Origin of the sequence: Corallococcus macrosporus (assembly GCF_017302985.1) — a bacterium.
GTDB classification, from domain to species: domain Bacteria; phylum Myxococcota; class Myxococcia; order Myxococcales; family Myxococcaceae; genus Corallococcus; species Corallococcus macrosporus_A.
On the sequence record NZ_JAFIMU010000002.1, the window covers coordinates 626,371 to 643,094 of the forward strand.

Sequence of the window (16,724 nt, forward strand, 5' to 3'; positions counted from 1 at the left end):
GCAGGGGGCATACGACCCGTGACGTCGGGGTCAGGAAATGGAGGGGGGGCGGGGTGCGTGTTACGGCGGGGGCATGGACCCCTCGCTGACCGTCCCCGTGCGCCGGGTGCGCTCGCATCCGGACCCGCTGCCCCTGCCGCGCTATGAGACGGAGCTGGCCGCCGGGATGGACCTGCGGGCCGACATCGACGCGGAGTGGGTCCTCCAGCCCCTGGAGCGGATGGCGGTGCCCACCGGGCTGGCGTTCGCGCTCCCCCCGGGCTTCGAGGGGCAGGTGCGGCCCCGTTCCGGGCTGGCGCTGCGACATGGGGTGACGTGCCTCAACTCCCCCGGGACGGTGGACGCGGACTACCGGGGGGAGGTGCAGGTGCTGCTCGTGAACCTGTCCAACACCCCCTTCACCCTGCGTCGGGGGGACCGGGTGGCCCAGCTGGTGGTGGCCCCGGTGACGGCCACGGCCCTGCGCGAGGTGGACGTGCTGGAAGTGACTTCCCGGGGTGACGGCGGTTTCGGGTCCACGGGCCGCTAGCGGCCCGGCGCGCAACGTCGTTCCTCAATGGCTCCGGAGCGGGCAGAATGGAGGCCCCCGGCCGTCCGCCGGGAAGGCCGCCCCCCCGCGGCCCCGTTCCGGAGTTTCACTGCTTTGCTCTGCTACCGCTGCGGCAGCCATGTCCCCGATACGAGTGAAACCTGTGCCACGTGTGGCCAGAAGTTCGACGCGGCCGCGCGCCAGGCGGCGGGGGCGGCGCGCCGGAGGGGAGCGGAGGGCGCGCCCTACAAGCCGGGCGACGTCGTCGCGGACCGCTACGCCATCCAGGAGGTCGTCGGGTCGGGGCCGCTGGGCTTCGTCTTCCGCGCGCAGGACCAGGCCATCGACGTGGAGGTGGCGCTGAAGGTCATCCAGCCTCGGCTGGTGCAGCAGCCGGAGGAGCGCACGCAGTTCGCGCTGTCCATGCGGGTGGGCAAGAAGCTCAACCACCCCAATCTGGTGCGCGTGTACGAGGAGGGCGTGGACGGGGACCGGCCCTTCTTCACGATGCAGCTCCTGGAAGGGCTCACGCTGCGCCGGATGATGGAGCAGCGCGCGGCGAAGGGGCAGCTGTTCTCGCTGAAGGAAGTGGAGCCGCTGCTGGCGCAGATGGCGGCGGCGCTGGACGGGGCGCACCGCTTCGGGCCGCACTCGGACGTGAAGCCGGAGAACGTCTTCGTGCTGCCGGACATGCTGAAGGTGTCGGACTACGGGCTGGGGCTCGCGGTGCCGCACCTGCCCTTCGTGCAGGCGCAGAAGGGGCACCGGGCGGCGGCGTACATCGCTCCCGAGTACGTGAATGGCGCGGAGCTGGACACGCGCATGGACGTGTACTCGCTGGGCGTGTTGATGGGCGAGATGGTGACGGGGCTCTTGCCGGAGGACGGCGGGGTGCCCGAGGTGTCGGTGCGGCATCCGGACCTGCCGCCCGCGTTCGAGTCCCTCTACCGGCGCGCGCTCAACGTGAACCCGCTGGCCCGTCCGAAGTCGGCCGGTGAGCTGCACGCGGAGTTCGCGGCGCTGGTGCAGCGGCACCCGGCCGCGGCGTCGAGGCAGCGCGCGGTGCCGCCGACGGGGGCACTGCCCGCGGCCGCGGTGGCCGCGAGGGCGGCGAACAAGCCGCTGCCGCCGGTGCCCACGGGCATGTTGCCGGTGGCGATGGCGCCCACGCCCGCCGCGCCCATCCCCGCGCAGGACGATGCGCCTCCGCCGGATGCGACGCAGCCGCTGGACGCGGCGACGCTGGCGGCCATCCTGGGGTCGAACGCGCAGGCGCTGGACTACATCACGGGCCCCGAAGCGCGCTCCGTGTCCGACGCGGCGACGATGCAGGAGATGCGCGCGGTGGCGCCGCCGGGCCGCAAGGGCGCGGAGGCGGCGCAGGATCCGAGGCTGCTGGGACAGGCGCCCGACGCGGCGACGCAGCAGGAGCCTCGGGCGTCGGCCAAGGCTGGCGAGCCGGTGATGCGCATCTTCGCCAAGGCGGAGGAACCGTCGTTCCCGGCGGATCCGCGTGGAGCCCGCTCCGCGGAGGGTGAGGGCCGCTCGGGTCGTGGCGGTGACGCCGCCGGCGACGGGCGTGCGGGGCGTGGCGAAGCGTCCGCCAGCGACGCGCGCTCCAATGGCCGTGGCGAAGCCGCTGTGGCTGACGGGCGCTCCGGTCGTGGTGAAGCGTCGAGCGAAGGCCGCTCCAACGGTCGCGGCGAAGCCGCGTTGAGCGAGGGCCGCTCGGGTCGTGGTGAGTCCTCATCCGCGGGTGCTCGCGGCGAGTCTTCATCGGGCGATGCACGCTCCAACGGTCGCGGTGAATCCGCGTCGAGCGACGGGCGCTCCGGGCGCGGTGAGTCCTCCTCTGGCGACCTTCGCTCCACCGGCCGTGGTGAAGCGGCCTCCAGTGACGGGCGCTCGGGGCGCGGCGACGCGTCCGGCGATGGGCGCTCCGGACGCGGCGCGGATGCATCCGAGGGCCGGTCCAGCAATCGCAACGCGGATGCATCCGCCACGGAGTCACGGTCCGGCCGGGGCTCCGACGACGACGAACCTTCGGAGTCCCGCTCCACCAGCCGCGGCGGCCGCAACCCTCGGGCCTCGGGTGCGGTGTCCTCGGTGAACGGTCGCGGCTCGGAGCAGTCCTCTCCGCGTGCCCCTCGGGCCTCGGCGGCGCAGGGCGCGGTCCGTTCTTCCGGTGTCCAGGACACGAACTCCACCGGCGGACGCTCGCGAAAGGGCGAGCCCCCTCCCGACGTGTCGGGTGTCCGCTCCTCCGCGCGCCGGTTGCCGCCGTCGGTGTCCGGACTGCACACGCTCCCCACGACGCGGGCCACGCAGGTGAAGCCTCCCCGCTCCGGCCCCAGCTCGATGATGTGGATGATCATCCTCGCGGTGGCGGGCGTCGTGCTGGGCGCGGGCGGTGGCTACCTCTACCTGCGCCTGCGTCAGGCCCAGGCCGCGAAGAACAGCCCCACGCCCGCCACGCCCGGCCCGGCCGCCGCGACGGGCGGCATCATGGCCGGAGGGGACCACTGTCCGGACGGCATGCGGCTGGTCAGCGGCGGCAGCTTCAAGAAGGGCGCGTCCCCGGAGGACCTGCAGGCGTCCGGCTCCACCGACGAGATGCGCATGGACAGCGTCATGGTGGACTCGTTCTGCGTCGACGAATTCGAGTTCCCCAACAAGTCCGGCCGCAAGCCCAGCGTCAACGTGACGTGGCTCGACGCGAAGTCCTCCTGCGAAAACCTCGGCAAGCGCCTGTGCTCCGAGGACGAGTGGGAGAAGTCCTGCAAGGGCCCCGGCAACGCGCGCTTCTCCTCCGGTGACGAGCAGGCGCAGGCAGCCTGCAACACCGGGACGACCGAAGGCCCCGCGAAAGCCCTGGCGGCCTCCGGAACGAACCCGGCCTGCCGCTCCGGCTACGGCGCGATGGACCTGTCCGGCAACGCCGCCGAGTGGACCGCCTCCAACTACCCGGACACCGAGGACCGGCTCATCAAGGGCGGTGCCTTCAGCACGCCCGGCGACACCGCCCGGTGCTCCGCGCGCCGGCGGGGCGCCGTGTCGCAGAAGGCCCCCGACGTGGGCTTCCGCTGCTGCCAGAACGTGCTGCGATGACGACCCTCCGGAGGCTCGCGCTCCTCACGCTCCTCCTGCCCGCTGCCGTCCTCGCGCAGGCCTCGCCGCGAAGCGCCGCCAGGCCGCGCGTGGTGGCCGTGAAGTCCTCGAGCCTGGCGCCGTACGCCTCCTTCCTCGCCGGCTTCACCGCCGAGGCCCGCGCGGACGTCACCGAGCTGACCCTGGAGGAGAGCCCCACGGAGGCCGCGCGCGTCTTCAAGGCGCTGGCCGCGCAGAAGCCCGCGCTGGTGCTGGCCCTGGGGCCGCTGGCCGCCAACGCCGCGCGCCGCTCGCTGGGCGAGGACGTGCCCGTGCTCTTCGCCATGGTGCCGTACCACGAGAAGTACGGCCTGGAGGCGCCCAACGTCACCGGCATCGCGCTCACCAGCGACTTCGCCCCGGAGTTTGCCGCGCTCAAGGCCGTGGCCCCTTCCGCGAAGCGCGTGGGCATCCTGCATGACCCGCGCTCCTCGGCGGGCGCGGTGGCGCAGGCCCGCTCCGCTGGCGCGGCCCTGGGGCTCACCATCGTCCCGCTGGCCGTGGAGGCGCAGGAGCGGGTGGGCGAGGTGCTGGAGGGCGCGGCGGGGAAGGTGGACGGGCTCCTGATGGTTGCGGACAAGACCGTGGGCAACGCTTCCGTCGTCCAGGCGCTCATCGCCTTCAGTGCCTCCCGCAAGGTGCCGCTGGTGGCGCTCACGGCCAGCCAGGTGAAGGAGGGCGCGACGCTGGCCCTCGCGCCGGCCCCGCTGGCGCTCGGTCAGCAGGCGGGGAGGCTGGCCAGTCGAATCGTCCACGAGAAGGTCGACCCCGGCGCGCTGGCGGTGGCGCGGCCCGAAGGCCTGGACCTCTCGTTCAACCTCACCGCCGCGAAGAAGTCAGGTCCGTCCTGTGACGTCGCGCTGGAAGTGCTCCGGTTCGCGGCGCGCCGGGACTTTGCCGTGAAGGTCTACGAGTGATTCCACGCTACAGCCGTCCCGAAATGGCCTCCCTCTGGTCCGACGTCGCCCGCTACCGCCGCTGGCGCGACGTGGAGCTCGCCGCGCTGGAGGGCATGGTCGCGCAAGGCCTCGCCCCCAAGGACGCGTTGGCGGACTGCCTCGCCCGCGCCGGTGACTTCACCGAGGCGGACGCCGCGCGCATCGAGGAGATCGAGCGCACCACCAAGCACGACGTCATCGCCTTCCTCACCTTCGTGGAGGAGCGCGTGGGGCCCAGCGCCCGCTGGCTGCACCTGGGCATGACGTCCTCGGACGTGCTGGACACGTCGCTGGGGCTCACCCTGCGCGACAGCGTGGACCTGCTCTTGAAGGGCATGGACCGCGTGATGGCCGCGGTGGAGAAGCGCGCCTTCGAGCACAAGCACACGCTGCAGATGGGCCGCAGCCACGGCATCCACGCGGAGCCCATCACCTTCGGGCACAAGCTGGCCATCTGGTACGACGAGCTGCGCCGGGGCCGCACGCGCCTCTTGCACGCGCGCGACACCATCGCCGTGGGCAAGATTTCCGGCGCGGTGGGCACGTTCGCGCACCTGCCGCCGTCGGTGGAGGAGCACGTCTGCCAGAAGCTGGGCCTCAAGCCCGCGCCCGCCTCCAGCCAGGTGGTGCAGCGCGACCGGCACGCGGAGTTCTTCACCGCCATCGCGCTGGTCGGCGCGAGCCTGGAGAAGTTCGCCGTCGAAATCCGCCACCTCCAGCGCACGGAGGTGCGCGAGGCGGAGGAGCCCTTCACTCCGGGACAGAAGGGCTCCAGCGCCATGCCGCACAAGCGCAACCCCATCCTGTCGGAGAACCTCACGGGCCTCGCGCGCCTCTTGCGCGGCTACGCGGTGAGCGCCATGGAGGACGTGGCGCTGTGGCATGAGCGGGACATCTCGCACTCCTCCGTGGAGCGCGTGATTGGCCCGGACGCCACCGTGCTGCTGGACTTCATGCTCCACCGCTTCGCGGGCCTGGTGGAGAACATGCGCGTCTACCCGGAGCAGATGAAGAAGAACCTGGACCTGCTGGGCGGCGTGGTGAACTCGCAGCGCCTGCTGCTGGAGCTCGCGCGCAAGGGCATGGACCGGCAGGCGGCGTACGTCGTCGTCCAGCGCAACGCGATGAAGATGTTCGAGGAGGGCGTCGACTTCCGGCAGGCCCTGCTCAACGACGCGGACCTGGCCAAGATGATGACGCCCGAGGAGGTCTCCGACTGCTTCTCCCCGGGCTACCACACGCGCCAGATGGACGCGGTGTTCCAGCGCGTCTTCGGCCGCGCCAGCTAGCAGCGCGCGGCCGTGACGGGCGAGGGGGCTAGAGGTAGCCCTTCGCCCGCAGGTTCCCCTCGATGCGCGAGTGCACGTCACCGGGCGTCAGCGAGAGCGACGTGCCGGTGATGCGCTCGTAGGCGGCCACGTACTTGGTGGCCAGGTCCACGCGCACGTCGTCGGGGATCGCGGGCAGCGCGCCGTGGCCGGAGAAGTTCCGCTCGCGGATGAGCCACTGGCGGATGTTCTCCTTGTCCAACATCTTCTGGTCCTCGCCCCTGGCGAAGCGCGCCTCGTACTCGTCCGCCACCCAGTAGCGGCTGGAGTCCGGGGTGTGCATCTCGTCGATGACGAAGAGCTCGTCGCCCACCTTCCCGAACTCGTACTTCGTATCCACCAGGATGAGGCCGCGCGTGCGCGCCCACTTCTGGCCCTCCAGGAACAGGCCCCGGGCGGCCTCCGTGATGCGGGCCCAGTCGCGCGGCGTGGCCAGCCCGCGGGAGAGGATTTCCGCCTCGGAGATGGGCTCGTCGTGCTTGCCGTACTCGGCCTTGGTGGACGGCGTGAGGATGGGCGTTTCGAACGCGCTGTCCTTGCGCAGCCCTTCGGCGAAGGGGACGCCGTAGGCGGTGTGCGTGCCCTTCTCGTAGTCGCGCCACAGGCTGCCCGTGAGGTAGCCGCGCACCACCACCTCCACGGAGTAGGGCTGGCAGGCGCGCGCCACGGTGACGTTCGCGTCGGGCACGTCCAGGACGTGGTTGGGGACGATGTGCTTCGTGCGGTCGAACCAGAAGGCCGCCAGACGGTTCAGCACCTCGCCCTTGAAGGGGATGGTGGTGAGCACGTGGTCGAACGCGGAGAGGCGGTCGCTCGTCACGAGGATGAGCGTGTCGCCCTTGCGGTACGTGTCGCGAACCTTGCCCTTGTAGGGCGTGCCGAGCGACGGCAGGTCCGTCTGGCGAAGCGTGTGGGTGAGTTGCGCGTGGAGGGCGGAGGTGTTCACGTCGGAGGCGCCTCGAGGCCCCAGCGGGGCCAGCTCATGAGGCGCGCGACTCTACTGGAGGCCCGCCGCCATGGAAGCAGGACCGTAGGCGGATGCCAGATAGAGGAACGCCGGGTTGATCCGCAGGATGCCGTCCACGTAGGCGACCGCGTACGGCGCGCCCGCGGCACGGTCCACCTGCACCGCGCCCTCCGGCTGGATGTCCCAGAGCGCCAGGAGCGTGCGCGCCACCAGCTCCGCGGCCTCGCGCTCCGACAGGCCCTGCAGGCTCTCCCGCCGGTCCTCCGGCCAACGGTCACCCGTCCGCGCGTCGAAGACGAACTGGAGGCCGCTGCCCGCGTCCGGCGGCTGGAGCAGGTCCGCGCGGGACTCGAAGCCCGGCGCCGCGACGAACTCGTTGCCCTGGATGATGGGGAAGAGGGCCACGCCCTGCGCGGACTGCCCGGCTTCCTGCTCCGACTGGCGGGCAATCTCCCGGAAGAGCTCCAGGCGGACGGCCGGGGACTCGAACTCCACCACTTCCGGCGAGCTGCTCAGCGCCTGCCGCGCCGTGAGCGACGGACGCACGGGCGTGCCCGCGCCACCGCACGCGGTGGTGAGGAGCGACAGCGACAGAAGCAAGCCAGGGACCCAGCGACGCATCACCGGGAATATACCGATCACGCGGACGCACCACCAGCTAAACTCCGGGGCATGCGTCCAGGTGCGGAGCTGACTGTCGTCCTTCATCAGACCCGTTCACCCGACAACCTGGGTGCGGTCTGCCGGGTCATGGCGAACTTCGGTTTCGAACGTCTCATCCTCTCGGAACCCGTGGTCCAGGACTTCAGTCTGGCGGAGAGGATGGCCGTGAAGGGCGGCCACATCCTTTCGGGCATGCGCGTCGTCCCCACCCTGGCGGAGGCGCTGGAGGACTGCGTGTACGTGGTGGGCACCACCTCACGCACCCAGGTGGAGAAGCGCGCCCCTCTGACGCCGGAGGACGCGGCGCGTCGGCTGGCGGAGGAGAGCACGCGGGGGCGGGTGGCGCTGCTGTTCGGCGGCGAGCAGCGGGGACTGTCCGACGAGGACCTCACCCACTGCCAGGACCTGCTCGTCATCCCCACGTCGGACGTGCAGCCGTCCATGAACCTGGCGCAGTCCTCCGCGGTGCTCCTGTACCTCTGTCACCGGCAGGGGCTGACGGATGCGCCCGCGCTGCCCCAGGAAGAGGAGGCCGGCGCGCGGCTGGGGACGCTCAACGCGCTGAGCGGACGCATGCGCGCGGCGATGCTGGCGGCGGACTTCCTCAACCCGCAGGCGCCGGAGCACGTGCTGCATGAGCTGGAGCGGACGTTGATGCGTGCGCGGCTGACCCAGCGGGAGGCGGAGCTGTGGCTCAACGCCTTCAAGCATCTGGGCCGCGCCGTGGCGCCGGGCAACTCCCGCGGGTGAGGCAGGGGGCCGGCGCCACGAGAACAGCCGGGGCGACTCAGGCCGCCGCGTCCTTCTTGTAGGTCTCGGCGTAGTGCTTCTCGCACAGGCCGCCCTTCAGCACCTTGGTGCGGCACTCCGGCTTGGAGCACACGCGGTAGCGCGAGTGGGGCAGCTCGCCCTGGCGCCACTTCTTGAAGTGGAAGAAGCAATAGCTCTTCGCACGGTAGGGGCGCTTGCAGCCCTCCACGGTGCACGCCTTCTTGCCGCTGCCCTTGGCGGTGCGCGGCCAATGGGTGAGCTTCGTCGTCTGGGTGGCCTCGGCCATGGTACGGACTCTCCTGCGAATCGATGCTTGGAAGACCCGCGGCGCCACCTGTGGGTGGATCCGCCACGATGTGAAGGCGGACGGTGTATCGCCGGGTTTCGCGGAACGCAAGGAGCCTGGAGACCCGGCAGGGCCCCGGAGGCCTCATCCGTCAGGGAGCGGCCAGGCCTTCATCGGCCTTGGGAATGCCTCCTGAGCGGCCGGACTGGGTGCGGGGAACCGGGGAGAGCAGCTCCTCCAGGACGGAGCGGGCCCCGGCGGAGCGCTCGCCCGGCGCGCTGCCCGACGCCAGGGTGGCCGGAGGGGCTTCCACCAGGGGCAGGTCCTCCAGCTTCACCTTCACCGTCATGGGGCGGCCCAGCCGGCGCAGGTTGAGCCGGATGTGCTGACCCACGCCGCGGGCGGCCACCTGCCAGCGCAGGGTGTGCGCCCGCTCCACGGACAGCCGGTCCATGTTCAGGATGACGTCGCCCGTGCGCAGGCCGGCGCGGGCCGCGGGGCCGTCGTCCACCACGTCCGTCACCACCACGCCCCGGCCGCGCGGGTTCAGGTTGAACGCCTGCGCCACCTCCGGGGAGAAGTCCTGCACGCTGATGCCCATCCACCCCCGGCGCATGCGGCCGTGCGTCTTGAGCTGCGGAATCACCGTCTTCGCGATGTCGATGGGGATGGCGAACCCGATGCCCTGGCCGGACACGTTGACGGCGTTGGCCACCGCCACCACGTCGCCGTGCAGGTCCAGCACCGGCCCGCCGGAGTTGCCCGGGTTGATGGAAGCGTCGATTTGAACGTAGTCGAAGTCGCCGTCGCGGCCGTTGGGCGTCACGTCCGTGCGGCCCAGGTAGCTCACCACGCCCACCGTCACGGAGTGCGCCAGCCCGAACGGGTTGCCGATGACGACCACCCAGTCCGCGATGCCCACGTGGGACGCGGACGCCAGCTTCAGCACCGGCAGCTTCCGGGGCGCGTCCACCTTGAGGAGCGCGCAGTCCGTGCGCTCGTCCTCGCCCACCACCGTGGCGGGGAACTCCTCCACGTAGCCGTTCGCGCTGCGGATGGAGATGGAGACTTCGGACGCCCCGTCCACCACGTGCGCGCTGGTGAGGATGTAGCCGTCCGGATGGATGATGAACCCGGAGCCGATGCCGCGCTGGGGCTCCTCGCCGGGGGCCACCTCCGCGCTGTCCTGGCGCGTGGTGATGGACACCACGGCCGGCATGGCCTTCCGGGCCACGTCACTGATGTTCGAGTGCTGCCGGGACACCGCGCGGTTGCGCGACTCCAGCCACAACTTGCCACCGGGCGTCCGTGCCGCGGCGCTGCCTGCTGCTCCCAGCGCGCACGCCAGCACCGCCACCCTGATGACGCCCCCGACCTGCGTCCAACCCATGGGCCCGCCTCTCCACCACCGTCCAACCCAACGCCCCGGCGCAACCTAGTCACGGGGTGGGGCGGGCGGAAGGGGGTGGAGCGCGATCAGCGCCTAACGCTTCGCCTAACGCTTCTTGGCGATGATGTCGTTGATGGCCGCCCGGTCCTCGGCGGTGATGCGCTCGCGCGGGCCCGGGCCCGAGGCGTTGGCGGACTTCTGGGACACGGCGCCCTTGGCGCTCTCCATCGCGTCCTCCACGCTGCCCTTCACCCTGTCCATCGTGGAAGGGTTCACCGAGCGCTTCCAGGTGCGCTCCATGTGCTCCAGCGGCGAGCGGCCGCCCACGTTGCCCCGCGCCAGGAAGACGCCCAGACCCACCGCGCAGGTCGTCCAGACCAGGAACTTCAACACGCCCATGATTCACATCCTCCTACGTCGTCTTACATTGACCCCGGCCGCATGGCGAGTTTCCTGACAGGGGGCTCCGGAGTCGCTGACAGGGGGCCTGGGGGCCCTTAAGGTCCACGGGCTTGCAGCCCGAAGAACTCATCAGGGCCGCCCAGACGCGGGCGGCGGGATTGGACGTGGGGCGGGGGGACGCGGCGCTGGAGCGCGTGCGGGCCCAGGCCTCGGCCTTGTTCGTGAAACTGCCGGAGCCCCCGGTGTACCGGCGGGCGGAGGACCCGTCGCGCAAGGCGGCCCAGGCCCTGCTGCCAGAGATGGAGCGGGTGCTGGCGGAGGCCTTCGCGGTGGCCCGGGAGCCGGCAGTGTCTCCGCTGGTGGACCGGCTGGTGGCGGCCCTGCGCGCGCACGCGGAGGCGCTGGTGCACACCGCGGACGGCCGGCTGGAGGCGGCGGAGCTGGCGTGGCGCCGGGCCCAGGAGCTGGAGCGGGCCGCGCACCCCACCCGGCAGATGGTGGGGCAGCCGTCGCGGCCGCCGCCGGTGTTCGACAAGGAGAGCGGCCAGTCCCGCTACGACCCGCGCAACGCGCCCCAGGCGACGGTGAAGCTCATCTGCCCCAACACGGGCTGCAAGCGCCTGGGGGACTACGCCTTCGTCCCGACGCACGCCTACCACCGCTTCGTGTGCCCGGCGTGCCGGGTGCCCTTCCTGGCCTACTTCGGGGAGCTGAAGGCGCTGGAGGTGGAGCACCGGCGCAGCTCCAAGCGCTACCTCTTCACGGTGGACGAGGTGGGCAGCGCCGTCACCACGCGCATCGACTTCGAGGAGGCGTCCGGGCAGGACTTCCCCGCGGCGCGGCGCGACCTGCTGGCCTTCCTCTACACGGAGCAGCGCGAGCTGAAGGCCGTGGTGAACATCACCAATGGGAAGCTGATGTGGGTGAGCCCCGCGTCGTCGTGCTTCGTGGTGACGGCGGCCTTTGGCGAGGGCGCGCCGGAGCTGGTGGCCTTCCGGGCGTTCCGGGACGACGTGCTCAGGAAGAGCCGGCTCGGCCAGGGGTTCATCGACGGGTACTATCATTTTGGCCCTCCGCTGGCGGCGTGGGTGGTGCGCCGGCCGCGGGTGAAGGCCGGGGTGCGCTGGGCCCTGACGCGGGTGCACGGCCGCCTGACACGGAGGGAGCGCGGATGACACTGCAGGCTGGAACCGAGGGGACGAAGCCGCCGGGCGCGCGCGGGGACCGCGCGAAGACGGCGCTGTCCGTGGTGGCGGTGCTGGGGCTGGCCGCGCTGGCCTTCCTGGGCGTGCGCGAGGCGCAGCGGGCGCGGCTGGTGCCGGACGGGGCGTCGCCGCCGTCCTTCCAGATGACGAAGCACGCGGGCGGCTCGCTGGCGCTGTCGGACCTGAAGGGTCAGGTGGTGATGCTCGACTTCTGGGCCACCTGGTGTCCGCCGTGCCGCGAGGAGATGCCCTCCCTGGTGAAGCTGGCCAAGGAGTACGAGTCCCAGGGGCTCGTCTTCGTGGCGGCCAGCCGGGACGACGGCCCCACGGCGCCGCAGGAGGTGGACTACTTCCTCCAGCGGTTCCAGCCGGAGCTGCGGCCCTACGTCGTGTACGCGGACGACGACGTGGCGCGGGCCTTCCAGGTGAACGCGCTGCCCACGCTCTACTTCCTGGACCGGGACGGCAAGGTGATGGACGCCCAGCGCGGCATGCTGTCCGAGGACGGCCTCCGCCGCCGCATCGAGCGCGCCCTCAAGCGGTAGAGTGGGGGGCATGACCCTCTACGACGCGGCCACCGTCGACGCTTGCACCTGGCCGCAGACGCCGGAAGCGCGGCTGGCGCGCGACTACTTCGTCCCGCTGATGAAGCGTGGCAGCACCACCTTCCTCAGCGACCGCACCACCCTGCAACTGGTGGCGATGGACGACCTGCGCATCCCGCTGGCCATCAACGAGGCGGAGTACGGCAACTCGCCGCTGCACTCGACGTGGGTGCGCTACATCGGCCTGCCGGTGGCGGCGGTGACGGCGGAGACGTACGGCGCGGCGCGCGCGGTGGTGATGCGCGGGGCCATGCGCACGCTGGGCGCGATGCTGAAGGCGGCGCGCATCGACAAGTGCGTCTACGTGGACCACTGGGGGCTGCTGCGCAACCTCCACGCGCGGCTCGATGAGGCGCAGGTGGAGCGCCTCACCGCCTTCCTGGTGGAGCAGTTCCCGGGGCACGCCATCCTGTTCCCCGCCATCAACCCCGCGAGCGCGTCGCCCCTGCTCAACACGCTGGCCGCGAAGGACTACGGCTTCGTGTACGCGTCGCACACGCGCATGACGCTGCCCACGCAGGAGGTCAGCCGGCAGGTGCGGGAGAACCGGCGCCGCGATGGGCGGCTCCTGGAGGCCGCGGGCTATCGCATCGTGGACGGGCGGGAGATGCCCGACTGCGCGCCCCGGCTGCGGGAGCTGTACCGGTCGCTCAACGCGGACAAGTACCACTCCTCGCTGGACTACACGGAGGAGCTCTTCGCGTGGACGCTGCGCGAAGGCCTCTTCCAGTACCGGCTCGCGGTGAAGGACGGGCGCGTGGATGGCTTCTACGCCACGCACACCAGCCAGGACGTCGTCTGGTCCCCCATGTTCGGCTACGACCTGGCGCTGCCGCAGGAACTGGGCCTGTACCGGGGGCTCGTGCACCGGCTCATGCAGGACGCGCTGGAGGTGGGGCTCACCATCGAGCTGGGCCCGGGCGCGGATCCGTTCAAGAGCCTGCGCGGCTCCCAGCCGGTGCCCCGGTGGACGGCCTTCCACGTGAAGCACCTGTCGGGCTTCCGCCAGTACGCGTGGCGCACGCTGCAGCGCTACGTCAACGGCGGGGTGCGGCCGGCCGCGAACGCGATGCTGAAGAAGATCGACGGGGATGCCGCCGTCGGCTTCGGTCCCCTCACGCTGCCCTTCACGCCGCCCACGGGCCAGACGCCCATGGACTCGGCCCGGGCGCTGCGCGAGCAGGTGGACGCGCTGGAGGCGGCGCTGGAGTCCGCGGCGCGGCTGGAGGGCGAGGCCCGGCTGCGCGAGCTGTCGCCGCTGTCGCAGAAGCTGCACAACTGGGCGCAGCCCATGCCCCGCGTGGTGGCCCTGCGCGAGCGGCTGACGCGGCTGGAGCAGGAGGCGCGCCGCAAGCCCGCGCAGGCCGCGACCCCCGTGAGCGTGTCTCCCGCGGATCAGGCCCGCCAGCTGCTCCAGGACGCGACGCGCTGGGGTTACACGTCGCTCGTCGCCGCGCACCTGGGCGAGGTCCCGGCCCCGCACCTCAAGGCGCTGGTGGAGGCGCTGCGGCGCGACCTGGTGGGGATCGTGGGCGTGGTGCTCACCGCCACGCGCGGCGACAAGGTGGTGCTGGCGACGATCGCGAGCGACGCGCTTCGCAGCGTGGGCATGGACGCGGGCCAGCTCATGGCCCAGGCGGCGCCCTGCGTGGAGGGCAAGGGCGGCGGCTCGCCGGAGGTGGCCTGGGGCGGCGGCTCGCGCGCGGACGGCGTCGAAGCGGCGCTCAGCGCGACCCGGCACTTCGTCGAGTCGCGGCTGGCCACCTGGACACCGTCCGGCGGCGTCGGCTGAGCGTCAGAGGACCTGGCGCACGGCCTCCTCCAGCTTCGCCTTCGGCACGGCGCCCACGACCTGCTTCACCACCTTCCCGCCCTTGAAGAACAGCAGGGTGGGCATGGCCCGGATGCCGTACTGCTCGGGCGTCTTCGGGTGGTCGTCCACGTTGAGCTTCACCATCTTCATCCGGCCCTGGTACTCGGCGGCCAGCGAGTCGATGACCGGCGCGATGACCCGGCACGGCGGGCACCAGGTGGCGGTGAAGTCCACCAGCACCGGCTCCTGTGACTCCAGCACCTCGCGTTGGAACTCCGCGTCGCCCAGCTCGATGACGTTGCCAGCCATGTCCCATCCTCCCTGCGGTTCGTGTGCAGGGGATGTAACCGTGGGCGGCGACGGAGAGGAGCACCCCGCGCGGGACGCATTGTTCCGCCAGGAGCCCTATTCCTCCTCCCACGGGAGCGCGGCGCCGCGCGCGGACAAGAGCTTCAGGAAGGCGCGCACCTTGAGGGGCAGCTGCCGGCTGCTCGGGTAGACGGCGAAGATGGGCAGGCCCGGGGGCGTGTCCGCCGCGAGCACCGGGACGAGCAGCCCCGAGCGCACGTCGTCCGCCACGAGCGATGCCGCCAGCCGCACGATGCCCAGCCCCGCGCGCGCCGCCGCCTGGCCCGCGCGCTCGCTCGGCACGCGCAGGCGGCCCGTCACCGGCACCGTGCGCGCGCTCCGGCCCTCGCCGAAGAACCACACCTCGTCGGTGCCGGACTCGGCCAGGAGGATGCACTCGTGGGCCGTCAGCGCTTCGGGTGTCCGGGGCGTGCCGTGGCGGCTCAGGTAGCTGGGGCTGGCGTAGTAGCCCGTGCGCACGCGTCCCAGCCTGCGCGCCATCAGCGACGAGTCCGCGAGCGGCCCGGTGCGCAGGGCCAGGTCGTACTCCTCCGCGATGAGGTCCACGTGCGTCTGCGCGAGCGACACCTCCACGCGCAGCCGGGGCTGGTGCAGGAGCAGCTCCGCGATGACGGGGGTGAGCAGTTCGCCCAGCAGGGACAGCGTGGCGATGCGCAGCGTCCCCTGGGGCGTGCCGCGCGACTCGCTGACGGCCGCGTTCACCTCGCGGGCTTCGGCGACCAGCCGTGCGCAGTGCGCGTGGTACTCGCGGCCTGCCTCGGTGAGGCGGAGCCTGCGCGTGTTGCGCTCGAGCAGCCGGATGCCCAGCCGCTCCTCCAGGGCCGCCAGCCGGCGGCTCACCGTGGACTTGCGCAGGCCCAGGCGCTCCGCCGCGGAGGTGATGCTGGCCGCCGCCACCACCTCCGCGAAGAGGAGCATGTCATCCAGCAGGGGCGGGTTCGCGGCCACGAGGGCGGAGCCTATGCCCCGGCTGGAGCGGGCGCGAGCCTCTCGCGCACGGCCGTCAGTCGTTGGCCGCGCCCGCGAGGATCCACGAGCGCACCAGGACGTTCAGGCCCGGGTGCTGATCAAAGTACTCCGGCTTGCCGGCGGGCATGCGGGCTCCGCACCCGGTGCCCTCCATCTTCCGCACGAGCGCCGAGTTGTCCGGGTCGCCGGGCACGACGCGCTGGAGCGTGCCGCAGGCCCTGGCGGTGACGTTGATCAGGCTGGCGTAACTGCTCTCCGCCGCGAGGCTCAGGCTGCCGGCCTTGCCGTGGCACTTCGTGCACTCCACGGAGCCCCACAGGGCCTGGACGTCCGCGCCGTAGCGCGGCACCGACACGGGCAGGGTGACGGTCCGCACCACCGGCGCGTTCACGCCATCCGAGACGCTCACGGAGAGGGTGAACGCGGTCTGCGCGGCCACGGCGGGCGAGTACCACTGCGCGCTCGGGCCGGTGCTGTCGCCCACCCAGGTGCCCGCGGTGCCCGGCTCGCCCTGCGTCCAGGTGTAGGTGAGTGGGTCGCCGTCCGGGTCGCTCGCGGTGACGGTGAAGGTGCCGGTCGCTCCGGCCACCAGCGACGCGGGCGCGGTGATGGCATCGCTCACGGTGGGCGGCGTGTTGGGGGTGGGCGAGGCGTCATCGCCACAGGCGAGGCCTCCCAGCCCGAGGACCAGCGCGGGCAGCAGGCGGCGTATGGGAAGGTGCATGGGGGACCCTCTGAACACGAGTGCCCCCCAAACTGGCGTCCGATGGTGATTTCAACCCAGTGTCCGGAAGGGTTGGACAAAATCAGGCTGACGCACGTTCAGGATGTTCTTGAAGGCAGGCAGGGAAGCGAACGCCATGTTCAGGATCGAGTCAGAGAAAGAGTTGCTGCGCGCATTCCGCTCCAGGGATCGCAAACACGTCGAGCTGCCCCACGGCACCCAGCTCCCGCTCTTCGTCCGGGACTACTTTGCGTGGGTGGATCCGTATGGGGTGCGGGTCTTCCTGGTGTTCGTCGCTCCCGGCGGCAAGCAGCCCACGGGCATCGCCTTCCGGAGGGATCAGCAGGGGGACCCGGCCCTGGCGCCCAACATGTGTGATTGGTGCCGGACGTCCACGGACGCGGAGATTGGCCTGCTCACCACGGATGTGGACTCGAAGCGCCGGGTGGGCGTGAACCTCTGCCTGGATTTGCGCTGTGGTGAACGGCTGGAAGCCCAGGCGGACCGGTCCGGCCGCAGCGTCCAGGACGACATCGCGCAGCTGATTGAACGCATGGCGCGCTTCGCGACCGAGGCTCTGGGGTACGAGCCCGGGGCGGACGTGTGAGGCGCGGGCCC

The 16,724-nt window shown here is 71.8% G+C and carries 17 protein-coding genes; 9 read left to right on the plus strand and 8 right to left on the minus strand.

Going from position 1 to position 16,724, the window contains the following annotated elements:
- The first annotated feature begins 73 nt into the window (after window positions 1-73).
- The 4 genes from dut (at window position 74) to purB (ending at window position 5,903) form a co-directional block, all read left to right on the plus strand.
- Entirely contained in the window at window positions 74-529 is a 456-nt protein-coding gene (dut, locus tag JYK02_RS03015) for a dUTP diphosphatase (RefSeq protein ID WP_207048327.1), read from the plus strand.
- Between the two features lie 114 nt (window positions 530-643).
- On the plus strand, window positions 644-3,637 hold the full coding sequence (locus JYK02_RS03020) for a protein kinase domain-containing protein (RefSeq protein WP_207048328.1): 2,994 nt from the start codon (window positions 644-646) through the stop codon (window positions 3,635-3,637).
- Window positions 3,634-4,593, plus strand: coding sequence for an ABC transporter substrate-binding protein (locus tag JYK02_RS03025; protein ID WP_207048329.1), 960 nt, complete (start codon window positions 3,634-3,636; stop codon window positions 4,591-4,593). The genes JYK02_RS03020 and JYK02_RS03025 overlap by 4 nt, the downstream gene beginning before the upstream one ends.
- Window positions 4,590-5,903: an adenylosuccinate lyase gene (gene purB, locus JYK02_RS03030; RefSeq protein WP_207048330.1), complete on the plus strand. Its 1,314-nt coding sequence runs from the start codon at window positions 4,590-4,592 to the stop codon at window positions 5,901-5,903. The genes JYK02_RS03025 and purB overlap by 4 nt, the downstream gene beginning before the upstream one ends.
- Before the next feature lie 28 nt (window positions 5,904-5,931).
- On the opposite strand, the gene JYK02_RS03035 is transcribed toward purB, so the two are convergent.
- Window positions 5,932-6,888, minus strand: a complete 957-nt coding sequence (locus JYK02_RS03035; RefSeq protein ID WP_207048331.1) for a phosphoribosylaminoimidazolesuccinocarboxamide synthase — start codon at window positions 6,886-6,888, stop codon at window positions 5,932-5,934.
- A 51-nt stretch (window positions 6,889-6,939) separates the two neighbouring features.
- Window positions 6,940-7,509 (minus strand): hypothetical protein, encoded by a 570-nt coding sequence (locus JYK02_RS03040; protein ID WP_242588302.1) that lies wholly within the window; start codon window positions 7,507-7,509, stop codon window positions 6,940-6,942.
- Window positions 7,510-7,581: 72 nt separating this feature from the next.
- Here JYK02_RS03040 and JYK02_RS03045 point away from each other — a divergent pair, with 72 nt between their 5' ends.
- Window positions 7,582-8,322, plus strand: coding sequence for an RNA methyltransferase (locus JYK02_RS03045; protein ID WP_207048333.1), 741 nt, complete (start codon window positions 7,582-7,584; stop codon window positions 8,320-8,322).
- Window positions 8,323-8,359: 37 nt separating this feature from the next.
- Here JYK02_RS03045 and JYK02_RS03050 read toward each other — a convergent pair whose 3' ends face one another.
- From JYK02_RS03050 to JYK02_RS03060, 3 genes are all read right to left on the minus strand, one after another.
- Window positions 8,360-8,629 (minus strand): vegetative protein, encoded by a 270-nt coding sequence (locus JYK02_RS03050; RefSeq protein ID WP_207048334.1) that lies wholly within the window; start codon window positions 8,627-8,629, stop codon window positions 8,360-8,362.
- Between the two features lie 151 nt (window positions 8,630-8,780).
- Window positions 8,781-10,019, minus strand: coding sequence for a S1C family serine protease (locus JYK02_RS03055; protein WP_207048335.1), 1,239 nt, complete (start codon window positions 10,017-10,019; stop codon window positions 8,781-8,783).
- A 105-nt stretch (window positions 10,020-10,124) separates the two neighbouring features.
- Window positions 10,125-10,418 carry a hypothetical protein gene (locus tag JYK02_RS03060; RefSeq protein WP_207048336.1) on the minus strand — a complete coding sequence of 98 codons (294 nt, stop codon included), beginning with the start codon at window positions 10,416-10,418 and terminating at the stop codon, window positions 10,125-10,127.
- Between the two features lie 113 nt (window positions 10,419-10,531).
- Between JYK02_RS03060 and JYK02_RS03065 the strand changes: the two genes are divergently transcribed.
- From JYK02_RS03065 to JYK02_RS03075, 3 genes are read left to right on the plus strand one after another with little or no spacing between them, the layout of a single operon-like run.
- Window positions 10,532-11,596, plus strand: a complete 1,065-nt coding sequence (locus JYK02_RS03065; protein ID WP_207048337.1) for a CFI-box-CTERM domain-containing protein — start codon at window positions 10,532-10,534, stop codon at window positions 11,594-11,596.
- Window positions 11,593-12,171 (plus strand): TlpA family protein disulfide reductase, encoded by a 579-nt coding sequence (locus JYK02_RS03070; RefSeq protein ID WP_207048338.1) that lies wholly within the window; start codon window positions 11,593-11,595, stop codon window positions 12,169-12,171. Before JYK02_RS03065 ends, JYK02_RS03070 begins: the two co-directional genes overlap by 4 nt.
- A 10-nt stretch (window positions 12,172-12,181) precedes the next feature.
- On the plus strand, window positions 12,182-14,023 hold the full coding sequence (locus JYK02_RS03075; RefSeq protein WP_207048339.1) for a GNAT family N-acetyltransferase: 1,842 nt from the start codon (window positions 12,182-12,184) through the stop codon (window positions 14,021-14,023).
- Between the two features lie 3 nt (window positions 14,024-14,026).
- Here the strand turns inward: JYK02_RS03075 and trxA are convergent, their stop codons facing one another.
- The 3 genes from trxA to JYK02_RS03090 all read right to left on the minus strand — a co-directional run bounded on the left by trxA (window position 14,027) and on the right by JYK02_RS03090 (window position 16,106).
- Window positions 14,027-14,353: a thioredoxin gene (gene trxA, locus JYK02_RS03080; RefSeq protein WP_207048340.1), complete on the minus strand. Its 327-nt coding sequence runs from the start codon at window positions 14,351-14,353 to the stop codon at window positions 14,027-14,029.
- A gap of 96 nt (window positions 14,354-14,449) precedes the next feature.
- Window positions 14,450-15,361, minus strand: a complete 912-nt coding sequence (locus JYK02_RS03085) for a LysR family transcriptional regulator (RefSeq protein ID WP_347402414.1) — start codon at window positions 15,359-15,361, stop codon at window positions 14,450-14,452.
- Window positions 15,362-15,416: 55 nt separating this feature from the next.
- Window positions 15,417-16,106, minus strand: a complete 690-nt coding sequence (locus JYK02_RS03090; RefSeq protein WP_207048341.1) for an Ig-like domain-containing protein — start codon at window positions 16,104-16,106, stop codon at window positions 15,417-15,419.
- 163 nt (window positions 16,107-16,269) lie between these two features.
- Between JYK02_RS03090 and JYK02_RS03095 the strand changes: the two genes are divergently transcribed.
- Window positions 16,270-16,713 carry an FBP domain-containing protein gene (locus JYK02_RS03095; protein WP_347402415.1) on the plus strand — a complete coding sequence of 148 codons (444 nt, stop codon included), beginning with the start codon at window positions 16,270-16,272 and terminating at the stop codon, window positions 16,711-16,713.
- Window positions 16,714-16,724: the final 11 nt, after the last annotated feature.

Excerpts from the sequence above, each read along its gene's own strand:
- dut (WP_207048327.1), top strand. The coding sequence starts at position 74 with ATGGACCCCTCGCTGACCGTCCCCGTGCGCCGGGTGCGCTCGCATCCG.
- JYK02_RS03025 (WP_207048329.1), top strand. The coding sequence starts at position 3,634 with ATGACGACCCTCCGGAGGCTCGCGCTCCTCACGCTCCTCCTGCCCGCT.
- JYK02_RS03045 (WP_207048333.1), top strand. The coding sequence starts at position 7,582 with ATGCGTCCAGGTGCGGAGCTGACTGTCGTCCTTCATCAGACCCGTTCA.
- JYK02_RS03050 (WP_207048334.1), bottom strand. The coding sequence starts at position 8,629 with ATGGCCGAGGCCACCCAGACGACGAAGCTCACCCATTGGCCGCGCACC.
- JYK02_RS03055 (WP_207048335.1), bottom strand. The coding sequence starts at position 10,019 with ATGGGTTGGACGCAGGTCGGGGGCGTCATCAGGGTGGCGGTGCTGGCG.
- JYK02_RS03060 (WP_207048336.1), bottom strand. The coding sequence starts at position 10,418 with ATGGGCGTGTTGAAGTTCCTGGTCTGGACGACCTGCGCGGTGGGTCTG.
- JYK02_RS03070 (WP_207048338.1), top strand. The coding sequence starts at position 11,593 with ATGACACTGCAGGCTGGAACCGAGGGGACGAAGCCGCCGGGCGCGCGC.
- JYK02_RS03075 (WP_207048339.1), top strand. The coding sequence starts at position 12,182 with ATGACCCTCTACGACGCGGCCACCGTCGACGCTTGCACCTGGCCGCAG.
- trxA (WP_207048340.1), bottom strand. The coding sequence starts at position 14,353 with ATGGCTGGCAACGTCATCGAGCTGGGCGACGCGGAGTTCCAACGCGAG.
- JYK02_RS03090 (WP_207048341.1), bottom strand. The coding sequence starts at position 16,106 with ATGCACCTTCCCATACGCCGCCTGCTGCCCGCGCTGGTCCTCGGGCTG.